18 protein-coding genes are annotated in these 20,588 nt (G+C 36.4%); 2 read left to right on the top strand and 16 right to left on the bottom strand.

The features are described 5' to 3' along the window. The first annotated feature begins 109 nt into the window (after window positions 1-109). Window positions 110-985 carry a bile acid:sodium symporter family protein gene (locus H2677_RS07805; protein ID WP_004954284.1) on the top strand — a complete coding sequence of 292 codons (876 nt, stop codon included), beginning with the start codon at window positions 110-112 and terminating at the stop codon, window positions 983-985. Between the two features lie 63 nt (window positions 986-1,048). On the opposite strand, the gene H2677_RS07800 is transcribed toward H2677_RS07805, so the two are convergent. The 8 genes from H2677_RS07800 to H2677_RS07765 form a co-directional block, all read right to left on the bottom strand. Next, a complete protein-coding gene (locus tag H2677_RS07800) occupies window positions 1,049-2,050 on the bottom strand; it encodes a 2-dehydropantoate 2-reductase (protein WP_212639532.1) in 1,002 nt (333 codons plus the stop codon). A gap of 146 nt (window positions 2,051-2,196) precedes the next feature. Beyond that, window positions 2,197-3,075: a glyoxalase III HchA gene (gene hchA / locus H2677_RS07795; protein ID WP_212639531.1), complete on the bottom strand. Its 879-nt coding sequence runs from the start codon at window positions 3,073-3,075 to the stop codon at window positions 2,197-2,199. 106 nt (window positions 3,076-3,181) lie between these two features. Continuing rightward, window positions 3,182-4,186, bottom strand: coding sequence for an NAD(P)H-quinone oxidoreductase (locus H2677_RS07790; RefSeq protein WP_212639530.1), 1,005 nt, complete (start codon window positions 4,184-4,186; stop codon window positions 3,182-3,184). 7 nt (window positions 4,187-4,193) lie between these two features. Continuing rightward, window positions 4,194-5,069 carry an AraC family transcriptional regulator gene (locus H2677_RS07785; RefSeq protein ID WP_212639529.1) on the bottom strand — a complete coding sequence of 292 codons (876 nt, stop codon included), beginning with the start codon at window positions 5,067-5,069 and terminating at the stop codon, window positions 4,194-4,196. 722 nt (window positions 5,070-5,791) lie between these two features. Beyond that, window positions 5,792-6,487 (bottom strand): GntR family transcriptional regulator, encoded by a 696-nt coding sequence (locus tag H2677_RS07780; protein WP_046738140.1) that lies wholly within the window; start codon window positions 6,485-6,487, stop codon window positions 5,792-5,794. Window positions 6,488-6,498: 11 nt separating this feature from the next. Beyond that, window positions 6,499-10,104 carry an urea carboxylase gene (uca, locus tag H2677_RS07775; protein WP_212639528.1) on the bottom strand — a complete coding sequence of 1,202 codons (3,606 nt, stop codon included), beginning with the start codon at window positions 10,102-10,104 and terminating at the stop codon, window positions 6,499-6,501. A 16-nt stretch (window positions 10,105-10,120) separates the two neighbouring features. Then, entirely contained in the window at window positions 10,121-11,947 is a 1,827-nt protein-coding gene (gene atzF, locus H2677_RS07770) for an allophanate hydrolase (protein WP_212639527.1), read from the bottom strand. Between the two features lie 405 nt (window positions 11,948-12,352). Next, window positions 12,353-13,462 (bottom strand): S-(hydroxymethyl)glutathione dehydrogenase/class III alcohol dehydrogenase, encoded by a 1,110-nt coding sequence (locus H2677_RS07765; RefSeq protein ID WP_004954259.1) that lies wholly within the window; start codon window positions 13,460-13,462, stop codon window positions 12,353-12,355. A gap of 131 nt (window positions 13,463-13,593) precedes the next feature. Between H2677_RS07765 and H2677_RS07760 the strand changes: the two genes are divergently transcribed. After that, window positions 13,594-15,147 (top strand): phospholipase D family protein, encoded by a 1,554-nt coding sequence (locus H2677_RS07760; protein WP_212639526.1) that lies wholly within the window; start codon window positions 13,594-13,596, stop codon window positions 15,145-15,147. A gap of 141 nt (window positions 15,148-15,288) precedes the next feature. On the opposite strand, the gene H2677_RS07755 is transcribed toward H2677_RS07760, so the two are convergent. The 8 genes from H2677_RS07755 to ftsB form a co-directional block, all read right to left on the bottom strand. After that, window positions 15,289-15,912, bottom strand: a complete 624-nt coding sequence (locus H2677_RS07755; protein ID WP_212639525.1) for a class I SAM-dependent methyltransferase — start codon at window positions 15,910-15,912, stop codon at window positions 15,289-15,291. Between the two features lie 19 nt (window positions 15,913-15,931). Next, complete coding sequence (locus tag H2677_RS07750) at window positions 15,932-16,522, bottom strand: uracil-DNA glycosylase family protein (protein ID WP_004954248.1); 591 nt, start codon at window positions 16,520-16,522, stop codon at window positions 15,932-15,934. A gap of 129 nt (window positions 16,523-16,651) precedes the next feature. Continuing rightward, a complete protein-coding gene (locus H2677_RS07745; RefSeq protein ID WP_099948632.1) occupies window positions 16,652-17,524 on the bottom strand; it encodes an MBL fold metallo-hydrolase in 873 nt (290 codons plus the stop codon). A gap of 14 nt (window positions 17,525-17,538) precedes the next feature. After that, window positions 17,539-17,949 carry a DUF6691 family protein gene (locus H2677_RS07740; RefSeq protein ID WP_004911272.1) on the bottom strand — a complete coding sequence of 137 codons (411 nt, stop codon included), beginning with the start codon at window positions 17,947-17,949 and terminating at the stop codon, window positions 17,539-17,541. Next, window positions 17,946-18,365 (bottom strand): YeeE/YedE family protein, encoded by a 420-nt coding sequence (locus H2677_RS07735; RefSeq protein ID WP_004954238.1) that lies wholly within the window; start codon window positions 18,363-18,365, stop codon window positions 17,946-17,948. The genes H2677_RS07740 and H2677_RS07735 overlap by 4 nt, the downstream gene beginning before the upstream one ends. 571 nt (window positions 18,366-18,936) lie before the next feature. After that, window positions 18,937-19,410, bottom strand: a complete 474-nt coding sequence (locus H2677_RS07730) for a DUF6438 domain-containing protein (protein WP_129262836.1) — start codon at window positions 19,408-19,410, stop codon at window positions 18,937-18,939. Window positions 19,411-19,528: 118 nt separating this feature from the next. Further along, window positions 19,529-20,233: a 2-C-methyl-D-erythritol 4-phosphate cytidylyltransferase gene (gene ispD / locus H2677_RS07725; RefSeq protein WP_212639524.1), complete on the bottom strand. Its 705-nt coding sequence runs from the start codon at window positions 20,231-20,233 to the stop codon at window positions 19,529-19,531. Next, the gene (ftsB, locus tag H2677_RS07720) at window positions 20,217-20,588 is read right to left on the bottom strand and encodes a cell division protein FtsB (RefSeq protein ID WP_004911282.1); all 372 of its coding nucleotides are present in this window, start codon (window positions 20,586-20,588) and stop codon (window positions 20,217-20,219) included. Before ftsB ends, ispD begins: the two co-directional genes overlap by 17 nt.

The following is a 20,588-nucleotide window of genomic DNA, read 5'->3' as shown; positions in this document are numbered from 1 at the left end:
AGTGCTAGATCGAAACTTAGATCATCCTTGATTTGTACACGATGATGGTCACTTCTAAAACGATATCAATTATTTATCAAAATAAAATTCATTTAGGAAAGCACGGTTTATGGATTCAGGACTGATCACAATATTTTTGCCTATTGCCTTAGCCATCGTTATGGCAGGTATGGGGCTAGAACTAACACTTAAAGACTTTGCGCGAGTCAGCAAACACCCTAAAGCTGTTTTAATTGCATTGTTCTGCCAACTCATTTTATTAGTAGGGATAGCGTTTTTAATTTGTAAAATACTTGCTTTACCACCGCTTTTAGCGGTCGGTTTGATGCTATTGGCAGCATCACCTGGTGGTACGACAGCCAATTTATTTAGCTATTTATATAAAGGTGATATCGCACTTAATATTACTTTAACTGCAATTAACGCTATTATCGCAGCGGTGTTCCTACCCTTAATTGTAAATTTCTCGATTCTGCATTTTATGAATGAAGGACAGCAAGTCGGTCTGCAATTTACTAAGGTTTTACAAGTTTTTCTAATTATTTTAGTGCCTGTATGCATCGGAATGATCATTCGTCATTATGCACCGCATGTTGCTGAAAAACTGAATCGTCCTGTACGAATCTTTGCCGTGGTTTTTCTGCTGATTATCATTCTAGGCGCAATTATCAAAGAGCGAAGCAACTTGGTAGATTATTTGGGACAGATTGGTTTAGCAACCGCACTATTCTGTGCTATTAGTTTAATGGTTGGATATTTCGTGCCACGAATGTTAGGCATTAGTTCATATCAAGCACGTGCATGTGCATTTGAGATCGGTATTCATAACAGTACCTTAGCCATGACAATTGCACTCACGATTATGGCAAGTACCACCATCGCAATGCCTGCCGCGGTATACTCCATTTTCATGTATATCTTCGCGACTATATTCGGCATATTAATTACGAAATTTGCCCCTCAAGATGCTGTAAAAACAGTCTAATCTAAGATTTTTATCAAAAAAAGCGTATAGAGATGCTATACGCTTTTTTTATGCATAATCGAATCACAATTGCGTTAACTGTGCTTTAAGTTTTGATCCAGACCATACTTTCGGTTCTGATTCTGCCTGTTTGACTAGCTCAATTAATTTTTGGTTAATTGGTGCTGTAAGATTCAACTGTCTAGCTAAATTAACAACTTCACCATTAATCCAATCGATTTCAGTTTTTCTTCCAACCATTAAATCATCAGCCATCGAAGAACGCGCAAGTGGATCAATCGCGAGCATTTTCTTACTGATAATCTTAAATATAGGATTGGGTAGTTTTAAAATTTTAGGAATAAATTGTGCTGGAATTGGAGTCAGTTTTGCTGGTTTGATTTTGGCTATTTTTAATAGATTTAATGTTTCTAATTGAGCAAGTGCCAAACACTGACGATATTCTCGAATAGATAATTCTTGTTTCAGTGGAAGTTGGGATAGCGCATTGATTGAATTATTTAAGTTCAATAATAATTTTGCCCATTGCACAGCTTGCATATCTTGTTCTAACTGAAATTCTAACTTTGCTTCTTGAAATGCAAGCACGAGTTCAGCTAATTGCTCATGGTTTTTTACATACAAAGCACCATCTGTTCCTTGGTGGAATCGACCATTCCCCAAAGCTGCCACATTAAAAGGTACCATTCCTTCGAGTATAATGTGGTCTGTTAAAATTCGTTTTAGAATTCCCACATTACTTAAGCCATTTTGAAAACTAATAATAATGGTCTTTTTCTTTAAAATATCTTTTAATTCAAGGGCTACTTGTTCAGTAGATGTTGATTTTACGCAAACAAAGACAATATCAACATGAGCTGCTACATTGTGATCAATGCTCATTTGTAATTGATTTACAGAAATAGTTTGCTTGAATCCTGTGTAATCTGAAACAGTTAAACCATAAGTTTGAAGTGCTTGCTGAATTTTAGGACGAACAATAAAATTTATGTCATAGCCAGCAGCAACGAGTCTACCGCCAAGATAGCATCCAATACTACCTGCACCATAAATACATATTTTCATTGATCAACTCTAACTACTGTTTTTCTATTGCTACTTTCCTAACATAATCAATATTACGGAGTAGATTTGTCAGCTAGCTTACAAATTTTAAATTTTGCTCAAGAAAAAGCCCAATATTGAATTGGGCTTTGAACTTATAAAATAGCTTATGCGTTAAGGCTTGGATCAGCTAATAAAGTTTCAGCAGCAAGTTTCCCCAAATTATTAGAGGCTAATGGACTATCACCCGTTAACAGTTTTCGATCTTGGTGTACTTGCCCTGTGATTCCCTTATTTAGGATTTCCACACCAAGCTTTTCAAGATTTTCGCCGACGAGCCACGGCAATTGTCCTGGCATATATCCAATATCAATATTGGCACCTTTATCTAATGAATCTGGAAAAACACAGACTTGATAGCCTTTAAAAATATAATCATTTGGACTTTCATCAACTGCGGCTGCTAATAAAGAAGCTGGACCATGACATAAAGTAATAACATATTTGTCATTATCCACTGCCCATTTTAATAAAGCCTTAACTTCTTTACTCTGAGGAATTTTAGCCAAAACTCCATGACCACCTGGAATGAAAATACCAGCATATGGTGAATCAGCACTTAAAGCTTGATCTAAAATATCTGCCAATTTTAGTGGTGATTTAAGTTGTTTCTCGTACTTGTGATAGGTATCCAAAACCACTTGCTCTTCTTTTGGCATCGCCCACATTTCCAGTTTAACTGGATTACCTGAAAGTGTTGCAACATCAAAGGCAAAACCAGCATTGTCTAAATGGAACATCGGTAACAACATTTCTACTGGATGATTTCCTGTAGAAAAGAACTTGTCATTTTGCATCAGAATATAGCGTTCATCCGTTGCAATCATGAGGATCTTTTTATCACCTTGATATGGATTTGGGTATGTAGTTCCGTCATAGTCAGTTTTAGGAGCCGTATACTGACTTAGAGAATAAGGTGATGGAAAAAAAGCATTATCTTCAGCTAGATCTGGGGTTGGGTTACGATTATCTGTATTTGTTGTCATGTTTAAATTCCTCGTAGGATATGTTTGATTTACATATTGCTTTTCCAAGTGATCATTCTCAAGCTTGATGTATAAATAGGCATAGATTGAATACGATTAGGCAAAATTACGATTTAATTTCGAGTACCACTTTTCCAATATGTTCACTGCTTTCCAAACATTGGTGTGCTGCTGCAACCTCTTCAAAAGTAAAAGTCTTATAAATAATCGGTTTACATTGACCTGTTTCGATTAGTGGCCAAACAAACTGTTCCAATTCTTGGGTAATTTTTGCTTTTTCATCATTGGTTCGAGCACGCATCGTTGAGCCAGTCACCACAGCGCGTTTGAGCATGAGTTCTTGAATATCAAAACCATCTACTTTTCGACCGCCCATAAATCCGATAATCACCAGTCGCCCATCTCTTTTTAGCAATCTCAGATTCTGATTAAAGTAAGCAGCACCGATAATATCTAAGATCACATCAACACCTTGCTGATCTGTGAGTGATAAGATTTCTTGTTCAAAATTTTGTCTCTTGTAATTAATAACCGTCGAAATTGAGCTTAATTTTTCTACTTTTTCTTCACTTCCCACTGTGGAAAAAGTTTGAATACCCATCGCATGACATAAGCTCAACGCTGTAGAACCAATTCCACTTGCACCTCCGTGAATCAACACGGTTTCATTCTTTTTTAACTGTCCGATCTGAAATAGATTTGCCCATACTGTGAAATAAGTTTCTGGAATAGCTGCTGCTTCAATAAAGCTCAGATTTTTGGGAATCGCTAAAGTTTGATTTGCTGGAACAGCACAGTATTCTGCATATCCTCCGCCGTTGGTCAGCGCGCAGACTTTATCACCGACTTTAAATTTTTCTACTTTTGAACCGATTTGAGAAATGATGCCAGCAACTTCCAATCCTGGAATTTGCGTTACACCTTTCGGCATCGGATACAACCCTTGTCTTTGCAAAATATCAGGGCGATTGATGCCTGTGGCATAGACTTCAATTAATACTTGATCTTCTTTAATCTCAGGTTTTTTACCTTGTACAACTTTTAGAACTTCAGGACCGCCAGCTTGAGTAATTTCGATATATTTCATTTGTTCGCTACTATTTTGATTCATGATTTACTCATTCCTTATCTATATTTACTTCAGTTTGATTAGGAGAAAAACCAAACTGCTTTTTAAACTCTCGACTAAATTGAGATGAGCTTTGATAACCAACAGCATAAGCTGCTTGAGCAACGCTTTGGTTTTCGTTTTGCAACATTTGTTTTGCCTTGTGCAACCGTGTAACTTTGAGATACTGCAAAGGTGAATGTAATGTGACTTGTTTGAATGCTTTATGAAAGGCAGAAATGCTCATATTGGCTTGCTCAGCAAGCATTTCCACTGTTAATTTCTCTGTAAAATGATGTTGAATATATTCACAAATCTTATAAATCTGTCGTAAATTGCCTTGAACTACTAATCCTGTTAAAGCATCTGCACCCGAATGTTGAATAACTCGATACAATAACTCTCGTTTAATTTGTTCACCTAAAATCAAGCTGTCTTGTTCAGAACTTAAAGTTTTTAATAATCGTATCAATACATTCGAAATGGTTTCATCATATTGAATTACACTCATGCCTGTAGTGAGTGGTTTAAATTGCTCATTTTCAAAATATGTTTTTGCTAATAACTCATTTACCGTATCCGCCTCTAGTTTCATGCTGACTGCAATCATAGGCAATTCAGGACTCGCTACCGTATCACAATCAAATGGCATAGACACGGAGACGATTAGGCATTCGCCTTGCTGAAATGCATAGGTTTCAGTTCCGATATAACCACGTTTACTGCCTTGTAAAACAAAAACTAAGGTCGGTTCTTGCAATACGGCTAATGGTGGTGTGTTGTGATCTACACGCATCAAAGTGATGCCATCTATCGCCGTAGCAAAGAAGCCTTCTTTATCCACAAGTTTTAGAAAAAGTGAGCTAAGTATTTGATCATTCATCATGTTTCATCTGATGATTGTAAATTTGATCTTTATTATTAAATAGAAAATGAATAAAAGCTGTTAGTTTTATGCAGGATTAGGCATAGAAAAGAGAGTTTTAAACATCTTAATTTGATTAAGATGATCAAAAAGGAAGTGGTTATCCTTTCTTATCTAAATATTCTAAATAGAAAAGATTCTGAAGTTAATTTTAGTACTTCTTATTGAAGTATTGTTTTTTAAGCATGAGACCTATTCCAATACCCAAAAAATATGAATTGTAGCAATAAACCCAAAGTTCATCGGATATGAATGGAGACAATAACAACAAATATAAAAAAAAGAATACAACTACAATACCTGATAAAGCATATGAAATAATTTTTCTTCTTGTTGATTTTCCATCTTGTGTAGTCATTATTTTAAGTAAAAACTTTGCACAGCCTCTAAAAACAATTTCATAAAACTTTCCAAATAAAAAACCTAGAATAAGACCTAAAAAAACAATTATGGGTAGATTATCCAGCATATAAAAATCATTCTCAAACAATAAATGAAGATGTAAGAATACCAATTAATAAAAAAACATAATTCTAAAATGCTACCAATATGCCTATAGTTTAAGTTAATTAATTTTTAAAATTAGCACGTTACAACAAAACTAGGTTTTGGTCGTAAAAACAATTGTTTCCACGTTGAAACTGTTAATTTTTTCTTAATTTATATCAGACAAATAGTACATTCTAATAAAACTGACTCGAATCCAACATCTGTAAAGTAATTTTTTTCACTTCATCACGACTTTGCATAATATGTGCTTCAATCGCTTGAATGGCTTCATCTACTTTACGATTAAAAATATAACCCAGTATTTTCTGATGCTCCTGATAAGTCGCTTCAACGCGATAATCTTTAGAGAAGTCTAAACGACGAATGATACGGATTCGCTCACTCAAATCACGATGAATTCTTGCCATTTCATTATTTCCAGAGGCGCGAACCAAAGCGCAATGGAAATCTTCATCTTGTTGTGACAGTTGTTTAATGTCTTTTAGATATTGTTGTGGTTCAATCAACCATAAATCTTTTAAAACGGATAATTCAACCGAGTTTTGATGATCCATCTGACAAAGTTTACGAATCGAATCTTTTTCTAATACGATCCTCACATCATAAAGTTCTTCATAATACCGAAAATTGAGCGGTCGGATTTGCCAACCGCTACGAAAACTCACATCAACATAACCCTCTTGTTGCAAACGATATAGTGCTTGTCGGATTGGGGTGCGACTTACATCATAAGCTTTTGCAACTTCAGATTCAGTGAAACGTTCACCTGGCATCAGTTTGAAATCAAAGATATCATTCTTGATGCGTTGGTAAACTAGCTCAGACAAATTGTCTGAGCTTTTTGTTGTTTTTATTTTGGTTTCTTTCATGCAACCTTGCCTTATTCCATATAAACCAGTGGTTCACCACTATGTACGGTTTGCCCTGCTCTACAAATAATGGCTTTTACAATGCCATCTTCTTCTGCATAAACAGGAAGTTCCATTTTCATTGCTTCAATAATAGCAACAGTTTCGCCTTTTTTAACCTCTTGACCATGTTCAACAAAAATTTTCCAGATATTACCTGTCATCGATGCATTTAATGATGCTAAATGACTGTAATCAGCATGGTTATTTTCTTGAATCTGTTCTTCAGGTTGAGCTGCAAACTCCTCTTTCCAGCGATCCACTTCAGTTGTGAATGCTTGTTGTTGCTTAGCTTTAAACTCGGCAATACTTTCAGCTTCATTCTCTAAGAATTTTACATAATCCGAATAATCGAATTCTGTTTCTTCAATCTTGATCTCAGCACGACCATTTTCAAAGTCAGCACGCCATTGATTGAGTTCTTCTTCTGTAACCTCAAAATATTTAATTTGATCAAAGAATTGTAAGAACCATTGTTTATCGCCAAATTGTTTGTTTTTCTTAAACTTGTTCCAAATTGGTAAAGTACGCCCTATCAATTGATATCCGCCTGGTGAATCCATGCCGTAGATACACATGTACATGCCACCAATACCCACTGTTCCCTCTGCGGTAAAGGTACGTGCTGGATTATATTTAGAACTGAGTAAACGATGGCGTGGATCGATTGGTACAGCACATGGTGCAGTTAAATACACATCACCCAAGCCAAGAATTAAATAGTTCGCATCAAAAATAATATCTTTAACTTCATTCCGATCTGCCAAACCATTAATGCGTTGGATAAAGTCAACGTTATTTGGCAACCACGGTGCTTTTGAGCAAACACTTTCTTGATAGCGTTCTACAGCTCCTAAAGTCGCACTGTCTTCAAACGCCATTGGCAAATGTACGATACGAGATGGGATTTTTAATTGGCTCAAATCGTCCATCTCTTTTTCGAGTTGAAGTAATTGAGCAATCAATTGTGATTGTGGAATTACTAAGCCATCGTATTTAATCTGTAGTGAACGAACACCCGGTGACAGTTCCAATACGCCTGCAATTTTTGCATCACGAATCATTTGAATAAGTTGATGCACTCGTAAACGTAAAGCTATATCTAAAACATTTTCGCCGTATTCTAAGAGAATATAACTATCACCTGCTTGGCGATACACTGTTTTTGGCGATAATTCATTTGGTTCACGTTGTGCCAAAATCGTACTGACAACCTCTTGAATTGGCTCAATTGTTTCTACAATTTTGCTTGCTTCCGCAAAGTTTTGGATATTTTCAATTTGCTGACGTTCAAGTTCATTGGCTTGTGCAACACTAATAGGATAAAAGCGAATTTTATCATCGGCTTTAAGTTGTCCCACTTTCCAAAGTTCTGCTTTGGCAATCGTCACAGGACAAACGAAACCGCCTAAACTCGGACCATCTTTCGCCAAAATCACAGGGAAATCGCCTGTGAAGTTAATTGCTCCGATCGCATATTCACAGTCATGGACATTTGATGGATGTAAACCTGCTTCACCACCATTTTCTCGTGCCCAGCTTGGCGTTGGTCCTGATAAACGCACACCTAAACGATTTGAGTTAAAGTGAACTGTCCACTCTGATGCAAAAAACTCTTCTACATATTCAGGTTTAAAGAAATCTGGTGCGCCGTGCGGACCATATAACACCGCAATTTCCCATTCATTACTATATTCAGGAATCAATTCAGCCGATAACGCTTGAGGTTCATCATGTGCGAGTGGCAATTCTGCACTAGCAAATGCTGGATCAACCATTTTAATCATGTCACCGACACGTAAGGTACGACCTGCATGACCACCAAAATTACCAAGCGCAAAGGTAGAGCGACTACCTAAATAAACAGGAACATCCAAACCATTTCGAACTGCTAAATATGTACGGCAACCTGATTCTACTTGACCGATTTTTAGAATTTGTCCTGCTTTAACTTCTACAGGCTTCCAAAAATCAATTTCCTGATCATCTAACAACGCAGTACAGCTTGCTCCCGCCAAAGCAATAATCGTATTTGTGTGAAACTTTAATGTTGGTCCAACTAAGGTAAACTCGAAACCTGCGGCTTTAGCATCATTCCCAACAATACGATTGGCAAGCTGAAATGCATAGTCATCCATTGGACCAGATGGCGGTACACCAATATCCCAGTAGCCTGTACGACCTGGATAATCTTGAATTGAACTCAAAGTCCCTGCTTGAACCACTTCAATCACGTTTGGCGTGTAATTGAAATCATCCAACATTCTTGTCCAAATTTGCATAGATTCAAAGCGCTGGTCTGAAACGATGGCACGTGCGTAATCTAAGTTTGTGCTGATACCATTTAAGCGTGTTTCAGCCAATACATTCTTTAATTTTTCAATAGCACTAGCACGATCATCAGCATGTACAATAATTTTGGCAATCATCGGGTCGAAGTATTGAGAAATCTCTGTGCCCGTTTTCACCCAAGTATCAACACGTGTACCTTCAGGAAAGGCAACCTCTGTCAGTACACCGGGACTAGGCTGGAAATTTTTAACAGGATCTTCAGCATAAACACGAACCTCAATCGCTGCGCCTTTAGGCTGAATATTGTTGAGATATGTCCAATCAAGTTCATCACCAGCAGCCACTTTGAGCATACATTCAATTAAGTCTAAGCCTGTAACCATCTCAGTGACTGGATGCTCAACCTGTAAGCGTGTATTCACCTCTAGAAAATAAAATTCATCTCGATTTGCATCGTAAATAAACTCTACTGTTCCCGCACTACGATAATTAACGGATTTACCTAATTCCACTGCTGCTTGATGTAGTTTTTTTCGTGTCGCCTCAGGTAAGTTTGCCGCTGGAGTTTCCTCGACCACTTTCTGGTTACGACGTTGCAAAGAGCAATCACGCTCACCAAATGCAACGACTTGCCCTTTTCCATCACCAAAAATTTGTACTTCAACATGACGCGCTTTATCAATAAAGCATTCAATAAATACGCCTGCATCCTTAAAGAATTGTTCACCCAAACGTTTTACACTTTCATATGCATCGGTTAAAGCTTGTGGCGTATCACAACGGGTCAAACCAATACCACCACCGCCAGCAGTACTTTTCAACATAATTGGATAGCCGATACGATCTGCGGCAGTCAGTGCTTCTTCTAAGCTATCCAATAATCCAGTTCCTGGTGTCATTGGTACATCGGCAGCAGCAGCTAATTCACGAGCACGGTGTTTTAAACCAAATTCTAGTATTTGCTCAGCTGTAGGCCCCATAAAAGCAATATTATTTTCTTCGCAAGCACGAGCAAAATCGGCACTTTCAGAAAGAAAGCCATACCCAGGAAAGATTGCCTCTGCCCCAGTTTGTTTAGCTGCCTGAATTAATTTTTCGATACTCAAATAAGTATCGACTGGTTTTAAACCATCTAATCCAATCGCAATATCAGCATCTTCGACATGTTGCGCATAACGATCACTATCCGAATACACAGCAACACTGGTTACACCTAATTTTTTAAGTGTGCGAATCGCTCGAACAGCAATTTCACCACGGTTTGCAATAAGTACAGTTTTAAACATGATGATTTCCCCCCAATTAATTCGCTGTGTTTGCTGCTTGGCTGTTACGATGCTGGATATAGGCTCTCCATCCACCAAAATGACTAATATTCTCTGCATCATCTATGCCATAAGGCTCACAGATAAAACCTTTCACCCAGCGCCCATCTTCTAATTCGACATTGCCCATCCCTAAAGGTGTTGGAATCTCTGCCACAAATTCACCAAATCGAGCAGTAGGAACATCCCACAATTCAACAATGATGCTTTGTCCATCTTGCTGACGTGCTAAGCCGGGTTTCGGCGGAACCGTTCCATTCAAAGCATAAAGCGCATAGTTTTTAGAAGTTGTTGTGGTTTCGATGTGCACGGCATCGCGTGTGGTTAATTGAAAATTTAGCGGCATACCTGTCAAATGAGCACCGACGACTGCAACGCGAATATGATGTTGTGAAATAGGTGTAGAAGAACTTAAAGGCAGAGCTTTATCCAATGCCCCTAATTTCAGTGCAAGATAGTTTTGCCAAGCTTTGCCAAAATGAACTAATGCTGCATCATGCCAAGCTGGTGCAATTAGAGTGATCCCAAATGGTAAATGGTCAGCCCTAAATCCTGCTGGTAAAGCTAAAGCACTCAAATCTGCCAAGTTGGTAAAGTTAGTGTAGGTTCCTAAATGAGCGTTATATTCAATCGGATTTTGTTCAAGCTGCTCAATGGTATAAATTGTAGGTGCGGTTGGAACAATTAAGGCATCAAAGTCAGCCAGTCTTTGTTGGATTTTTCGAGCTAAATCTTGTTTTAAATATTCTGCATTGTAGGCATCCACCGCTGAATATTTTTCGCCGTTTTTAATAATTTCTAATACCGTTGGATCAAATGCATCAGGATTGGTTTTCAGTAAATATTCAACGGCTGCGGTACGTTCTGCCACCCATGAACCTTGATATAGTTGCGCTGCCAATTGCTCAAAATCTGAAAAATCAATTTTAGTGATTTCAGCATTTAATGACTCAAGTAATTGGATTGTTTGCTGAAATGCTTTTTCAGCCTGTTCATCTCCAAAGAAATTTAGTTTTTCTGGAATGGCAAATTTTAATTTGCTAGAGAAATGCGCTGGCACATTCTTTGGATGCTTACGTGAATAACTGTCCAATGGATCATATGCTTCTAAAACATTTGCAACCAAATCTGCGTCTATAACGGTTAAGGCAAAGATCGAAATACAATCTAGACTTTTACATGCAGGCAATAAACCACGATTTGAAAACCGCCCTTTGGTTGGCTTTAACCCAACAATATTGTTAAACGCTGCGGGTACACGCCCTGAACCTGCGGTGTCTGTGCCTAATGCAAATGGGACAAATCCACGAGCAACCACACTTGCTGAACCAGAACTTGAGCCACCACTGACATATTTAGAGTTAAATGTATTTGCAACAGCACCATATGGAGAGCGAGTTCCTACTAAACCCGTTGCAAACTGATCAAGATTAGTTTTACCAACTACGATTGCACCTGCTTGCTTCAACAAACGCACTGTTTCAGCATCTTGTACTGCAATTGTATTTAATGCCTTACAAGCTGCGGTAGTTACAAACCCTGCAACATCAATATTATCTTTCACTGCAAACGGAACGCCGTAGAGTGGAAATTGTTTTGCTAAACTCTCAGCTTCTTTAGTTATTTCATTGAGAAATTGAATTTGCTGTTCAATCTGTTTTACCGTCGCAATTGAAATCCACACATTATCTTGAGGATCAATTGATGCAACTAAATCTTTTAAAGTATCAAGTTGGATTTCATTTTTTGAATAAGCTGTTTGCCACTCTGAAATTGTCCAACCTAAAGTTTTTATCTCATGCATTTTATGAATCCCATCTTGTATACAAGTTTGGATAAATAAATGCAGAAAGTGTGCCAGTTTGTTTTTTACATAAAATTCAATTAATTACCTTATTCACCATGAACTTTTAAACTTGTAGATTAACTAATGGTGCTAAAAAGGCTTTGTTTTAATGCACGTGCGCCACAATTCAGCAAGATGCGATTTTATTTAAGAGCTTAAGCTTAGTTTTAGAGCAGAGTTTTTCTTGAATTTTGCAATTTGAGAAATTGAAGCTATGAGTTTGATCATTGTCAGCAATTAGCTTTGAGCAGAACAAAAATCCTGATCTTTAGAGCATCTATATTAGGTTTTTTTGAAATTTTGAGAGGCTTCATTATGTAGCATTGATGATGCAAAAGCATCATCAATGCTAAACGTTAATAATTAGAAGTGAATAACTGTACGAATTGATTTACCTTCATGCATTAAATCAAAAGCTTCGTTGATCTCTTCAAGTGGCATTGTATGAGTAACAAAAGGAGCAAGTTCAATTTCACCCTTCATTGCATCTTCAACCATTTTAGGTAATTGTGAACGACCTTTCACACCACCAAAAGCAGTGCCCATCCACTTACGACCTGTTACTAATTGAAATGGACGAGTCGAAATCTCCTGACCTGCACCTGCTACACCAATAATAACGGATTGCCCCCAACCACGATGAGCACATTCCAGTGCAGAGCGCATCACATTGGTATTACCAATACATTCAAAAGAGTGGTCTACTCCCCAACCTGTCATTTCAACGATCACTTGTTGGATGGGTTGATCATAATCTTTAGGATTTAGGAAATCAGTTGCACCAAACTGTTTTGCAAGTTCAAATTTATCTGGATTAGTATCGACGACAATAATACGTCCTGCTTTGGCTTGGCGTGCACCTTGTACAACGGCTAAACCAATACCTCCTAAGCCAAACACCGCAACACTATCACCTTCTTGAACTTTGGCAGTATTGTGGACTGCACCAATGCCTGTCGTCACGCCACAACCTAACAAACAAACTTGTTCATGATTTGCTTCTGGATTGATTTTCGCTAAAGAAACTTCTGCGACTACAGTATATTCACTAAAAGTTGAACATCCCATGTAGTGATAAATCGGTTGACCATTATAAGAAAAACGAGTGGTACCATCAGGCATCACACCTTTACCTTGCGTTGCACGCACAGCTACACATAAATTAGTTTTACCAGATTTACAGAACAAACATTCTTTACACTCAGCTGTGTATAGTGGGATTACATGATCACCCACAACTACACTAGTAACGCCTTCACCAACTTGAACGACTACACCAGCACCTTCATGACCTAATACTGCTGGAAACACACCTTCAGGGTCATCACCTGACAAAGTAAAGGCATCTGTATGGCATACACCTGTATGGGTAATTTTGATAAGTACTTCACCTGCTTTTGGTGGTTCAACATCTAACTCTACAATCTGCAATGGTTGACCTGCGGCAAAAGCAACAGCTGCACGTGATTTCATACCTTCATCCTTTATAAATCATGTAATGTTTTATGTTTCTGTAACAGTTAACTGATTTTATGCTGATATTCAACATCATCAAGTAGATATAGTGCTATCTTTACATAAGTAAGCAACATTTCACGATAAAAATGATAAAGAATTTATACCACTTTAGAAGTATAGCGCTTGTTACAGTATTCGCATTAGGTGGTTGTTCATTACCAGCCAATCAGAGTCATGATCGGAGTAATATTTTGCAAATAAAAACTAAATGGATGAGTGATCCCCAAGCCGATCAGAATATTAAAAATGGACTAACTGCATATCTTGCTTTAGATGATGCTTTCCTTAGCATCGCTTCTCGTATTTATTTGATTCGCAATGCAAAACATACCCTTGATCTGCAATATTACATTTGGAATGATGATGCAATTGGAAACTTAATGTTACTCGAATTGCTCAATGCGGCCGATCGTGGAGTAAAAATTCGTTTATTAATTGATGACCAAAATGGTATTAAATTAGATAAAACACTAAAATCATTATCTCAACACCCAAATTTTGAAATTAAAATTTTTAATCCATACAGATTTAGGCATTTAAGATTTATTGACTATATTTTTAGATTCAATCGTATTAATCACAGAATGCATAATAAATTGACGATTGCAGATGCTTCTATCGCTGTAACAGGTGGAAGAAATATCAGTAGTGAATATTTTGAAGCCAGTGATCAATTCCAATTTAGCGATATGGATATTTTGTTCTATGGAAAAGCGGTGGATCATGCCAATTCAATCTTTAGAATGTTTTGGGATGATCAATTAAGTTATTCTTCAGGTCAATTAATTGGTGAAGGAACTGCTTCAGAATTGGATTCTCTCAGACAGACCTACAAAGCCATTGATAGACTTAACACAAGTACTGAAGAAAAACTCGAAACAGCTCAAGATTACTTAAAAATTCGTCTACAAAACTATCCTATCCAATGGGCTAAAGCATATTTTGTTGCAGATCATCCAAACAAAGCTTTGAATGAAGCGAAAGATAATGAGCTTTTATATCCTCAAGTTCTAAAAATTATGGGAAAACCCGAAGAACACATGGAATTAGTTTCAGCTTACTTTGTACCAACAGCACGTGGTACAAAATATCTCAGTGAATTATCTCAAAATGGAATTAAAGTACGTGTATTAACGAATAGTTTAGTCGCAAATGATGTTGCTGTTGTTCACTCCTTTTATAGTAAATATCGTAAACCACTATTACAGAATGGAGTTCAACTTTATGAATTTAAGCCTAATATTGAGCGAAAAAAACGGACTTGGTATGAAGTCGCTACTGGTAGTGTTATTCCAGTAAAAGTTAAAAATCGTTCCAGTTTACATGCAAAATTTTTTGATGTGGATGGTAAAGTATTTATTGGATCTTTTAACTTTGATCCTCGTTCCGCTCATTTAAATACCGAAGTTGGTTTAGTGGTTGAATCCAACCATCTACAAGACCAAATTACAGCGATGCTTGACCAACATTTACTACAAGTTGCCTATCAACTTAAACTTGATGAAAATGGAAATATCGTTTGGTATGAACATAATCAAGATGGTGAAATAATTAAACATCATCATGATCCTGAGAGTACTGCATTTCAGCGTTTTACGATGAATGTTGTATCTTATTTTCCTGTGGAATGGATGATGTAACCTTTACTCAAAAATAAAAATACAAACTAAATATTAATTTTTTAAATGAATAAATCTATGTAACCTGAAAAATTTTATACTCATCATTGATTTCGTTAATACCTATTGCAACATAAAATTTTCAAAAAAATAATCAATTTTTTAATCTAAAGATATTTCAAACAAACATAGTCCTTCTATTTCTAAAGATATTTTTATCTTCTGAAATGATGCTTGTCTGAGCGCATCTAAATGTTCTTGTTTATTCATATAAAGTTGATCATTTTGCATGGCGTTCGGTGCACACAGATGATCGCAAACTAAATAGGTCGCTTTCGGCTTTAAAAGTGTTTTAACTATTTTATGGAAATTTTCAGCATGTCTTTTATGTCTGAGTTCATGAAGAGCTTGATGGATAATAATAAAATCATATTTTTGATCTAAAGTATCTTGCCAATCAGGTTCTTTAAAATTACAGATAAGATATGTTGCTCGTGATCTTTCAATCACATTTAATTTTTCTTGAGCAAGTTGATGCATCACCTCAGAAAAATCAAAGGCAGTATATTCAATATTAGGCAATTGGGAGAGCAAGTATTGACCAAGAAAACCAGGACCTGAACCAAGTTCCAAGACTTGGCATTTATCAAGTTTACGCCGTGCAATCAGATCTGAGTAATAAGTAAAGAAATCTTTTCTCCACGGACGCTTAACATTCGCTGTTTCTTGCCATTCAAATGCATCAGCGTAATTTCGCAGATCAATTGAACTTTCAACATCTTTCATTATGATTCTCTGTATTTAACTAAACCAAGCCAATTTCTTCAAAAAATAGCTTGTATGCTTCTGCCTTCTTATCTAGAGCTAAAGGATAAGCACGTGACGATGAAGGTAAACGATATAAACTTAACTCTCGCTCCATATAGTTTACTTGCACAGATTGTCCAATCATCGGTTTAATGGGGTTCTCAGGAAAATGCTGCATCAGTGTATCTGTCGCTTTATCACCAGTCGTCATAATGGTGTGACATGCAGGAATTTGGATGAGTAATTCTGACAAATCTGTAGGCGTGACTATTTCTAGAAATTTATCAGATGCATTACCTTGTAATCTTTTAATTTGAAATGCGGTATCGAATATTCCTACTCCAATTTCTATCAAAAATTCACGAATTTTTTGTTCTTTAAAGTTTTTATTTGATAAATCAAGGAAATAGTTTTTATCTTTGAAAAATATTAATCCGAATATTCGCCACATGTCATTTTGATAATTTGGATAATAAAAATTCATCTTCCATCTATTTCGAGGAGGAGGAAAGCTTCCCAACATTAGCAACTTAGCATTATATGGTAAGAATGGCTTCAGTGGATGTGTTTCAATTTCAAAAATAGTCATTAAAATCTAACAACATGAAAAATTTAAAACAGTTTAATCAATTATTCTGTATCAAAATAGCTTTCTCATTTCTAATAGAAAATAAACAAGGAAGATAACGTGTATCTTCCTTTTTTATCAGTTTTTTAATCAGCGTTTAAAAAAATTGAATGGTAACTTTAAATACCGCACACCATTACTTTCTGGTTCTGGAAAACGACCTGCATCCATATTGATTTGTATAGATGGCAGAATCAACTTTGGCATCGCCAAAGTCGCATCACGTGCCTGACGCATCTTTACGAAATCTTGTCGATCGGTATCAGATTTCAAATGAATATTACTTTGTTTCTGTGCAGCAATTGTTGTCTCATAGAAATACTCATTTCTACCTTCAGGCTTATAATCATGGCATAGATAAACACGCGTATCATCAGGTAGTTCATATAACTTTTGAACAGAATCAAAAAGTATATCCGCACTTCCTTTAGGAAAATCACATCTCGCCGTACCATAATCTGGCATGAATAAAGTATCACCAACAAAGACAGAATCACCAATGACATAACTCAAGCACGCTGGCGTGTGTCCAGGCGTTGGAATATTGTAAGCATCTAGATGACCAATCTTAAAATGCTCATCATCTTTAAAGAGATAATCAAAAGTTTGGTGTGAATTAAACATCTTCACATCAAGATTGTATATTGAGCTAAAGGTCTCTTGCACAATACCGATCTTTTCACTCATCGCAATCTTGCCACCCAAATGTTCTTTGAGATACTGAGATGCGGTTAAATGATCTGCGTGGACATGTGTTTCTAGTATCCACTCAACCTTTAACTGATGAGTCTTTACGAAATCAATAATTTGATCTGCACTATGAGTTGATGTAGTAGCAGATGCAGCATCATAATCTAGAACACTGTCAATTACGGCACATACTCTAGTTTCGGGGTCAGTCACCACATAACTAAATGTATTTGTATTTTCATCAAAAAATGCTTTGACTTGAGGATGTTGCATCTAATCTCTCCTACTTATCGTTCTGCCCATATGCGATGAATAAAGATACCGAGGAACATTGCTCCGATAAAATACCATGCTTCAGCATAGCCTAACCCGATCAGAGTAATTGCAGGTGCAGGACATACACCAGCTATCCCCCAACCTATACCGAACAGCATCGAACCAACGATCAATTTTTTATCGATCTGCTTATTAGTGGGTAATGAAATTACTTCACCGAATAATGTTTTTGGATTTCGGATAGCTTTTTGGAATGGAATGATGGCAATCGCAATAGCCCCAATCATCACAAACATTAGGCTAATATCCCACTCACCAAAAATGTCTAAAAATCCTAAAACTTTTTCAGGATTTGACATACCTGAGACCATTAGTCCTAGTGCAAATAATCCGCCAAATATGAACGCAAATACATTTTTCATATCGCAACTCCTAAAATATGGCGAATAACGAATACAGTCACGATTCCAGCTAGCATAAATGTGACCGTTGCAACGATCGAACGCACTGATAAGCGACTCATACCACAGATACCATGACCACTAGTACATCCCGAACCTAATCGCGTGCCAAAACCTACCAAGATTCCAGCAATGATTAATCCAATTGGTGAGGATTTAATAACAATCTCAGGTTCAACAAATAATTGGTAAATGAAAGGAATGATGAATAAGCCAGACAAGAACCAAAATGCAGGATTATTCAAAAGTGATTTAGGTTGTAAAACCTGCGCAAGCAAGCCACTAATCCCTGCAATACGACCATTTACATACAAATAACCCACTACTGCAATTCCAAGGATAGCACCGCCAATCAAAGCTAAAATAATGCTAGACATTGTTTTACTCTTTAAAACATTATATGTTTTTATAATATATTATTTTATATATTTAATGAAGTAATTATTCAAAAACTATACAAATCTTTTTGTACCTTTTTTCAACCATTTTCTATGTGTATTAAATTAAACATATGATTTAATTTAATAATTTATCTCAATTAATTTTTAACAAAAAATAAATTTTAGACCATTGGAAAAAAACTCCAACGCTCTGTTCAATTTTACGCTTTACAACCTCGTCCTTTTAATTTAAACAACCGTTAGAGCCAAGTTGATGTTATCTAAAGTTAAAAAAACTAAGTAATAATGCTCATAAAATTTGATATCGTCTTTTCTAGTTTAACTATTATTAGCATAAATAATGGCTAGGTTGTTAACTAAAACATAAAGTTTTTAATCAAGCGATTCTCAAGTTTGAGCTAATTTTAATTTATTAATTTTATATGGTTTTTACAGACTAATTCTCTATAGTTTTCTATCTAAGCTGCCGTATACAGTTATACGACAGCTAGTTTTTTACAATCTAAGAAATCTCTACAAGCGGTATGCTCTTGTCATCAGACAACACTTATACCAGTTCTTCAATTCCTATTAATGTAGGTAACTTATCAATTAATTTGTTTAATTCATCATTTGCAGGTGAAATACAACCAGTGTAATGACTCAAACGTGTTGTAGTACCATCTGCTTGTTTCCACCAAAAATAAGAACTAGGTTTATCTGTTGCAGTTTGCACACAACCTGTTGTTTTTACATTAGAACCAGTTTCTGGACGATACGTTTTTAATTCACTTTGTAATTTCTTATACACAGCTGGATCTACTTGAAGATCGCGTGTGCCCGTTACTTTAGTGTATTGTTTGCCCTCGAAATGAACTGTTCCATTAGGTGAAACTTCAACTGAATAAATTGGACATGCACCAAAACATGGGCTTGTTGAATAACGGATCGTTTCTTGAGCTACATTTTGAGATTGCTCAGGTGTTGAAGCACAACCAACTAATGCCAATGTAAAAAAACCTGAAAGTAATAATTTTTTCATTTGTTAATCCGTTGTAAAGTTTAGTCAATAAATTTATCAAATAGTGAAATAGTTGTCATTTATATTGGTTTTACAATGATTAAATTTTCAATTTTGCTTAGGCTATTTTTATAAAAAATTAATTTATGGCTTGTGATTGCAATATTAAACGAGCGAGTTCTAAATCATCTGGATAAGTGATTTTGATATTATCTGAACGACCTTGTACAACTTGTACGGGTTCATTTACATATTCAAGTGCACTTGCCTCATCAGTAATTACAATTTGATCTTTCAGTGCTGTCTCTATTGCATTTTTTAATATGCTTATCTTTGCCACTTGTGGTGTTTGAGCTTGCCACAATAGATCACGACTCACTGTTTTCTCTATTTGATGGTCTTCAACTACTTGTTTTAATGTATCTCGAACAGGTATAGCTAAAATGGAACTCTGATCTGACTCTATAGCAGTAATTATCAATTTTTCGAGACAATCTTTTGTAACGCAAGGGCGTGCTGCGTCATGTACGAGAACCCAATCATTTTCATCTGCAATATTTAATAAATACATCAAAGCATTTAATACCGAATGAACCCGCTCAGCTCCCCCCTTACAAAAGTGAAGCCTATCTAAGTGCTCAAAAGCTAATGTCTGGGCAAAGTTATCGCTCTCACCTATAGCGATAACACATCCAGCTAACTGCAAAGTATTTAGCCTGTTGACCGTATGCTCAATTACTGTACGCTGAGCAATATATTGATATTGTTTTAATTCAGATTTTGAAAAACGACTACCTGAGCCTGCTGCTGGTACAACAGCCCATAATTTAGTCTGGATTTTCATTGGTTGGGGCATCTAATTTTGCATTTGGATCGATATAGATCGGTTTGTAATGGGTACTGATCGTACTCATTTGCACAAAGGTCTCATTTGGTTTGATTAAACCTAGATCGAGACGTGCATGTTCTTCAATCGCTTCAGTTCCATTTTTTAAGTCAAAAACTTCAGCCGCTAAAATGCGATTACGCTCTTTTAGCTCTTCATTGATTTCAGCTTGCTGCGTGATTTGTTGAGCTAAAGCTTGATGAGGGAAATATCCTCCCTCACCTAACCAAAATTGGTACTGTAAGCTTGCAATCAAAACGATTGCAAGCAACAGAATCAATTTACTCGAAGTTGATCGAAAGACTTCTAGCAT

This window comes from Acinetobacter junii, from assembly GCF_018336855.1.
Lineage (GTDB): Bacteria > Pseudomonadota > Gammaproteobacteria > Pseudomonadales > Moraxellaceae > Acinetobacter > Acinetobacter junii.
This window is presented reverse-complemented; position numbering and strand designations above follow the sequence as displayed.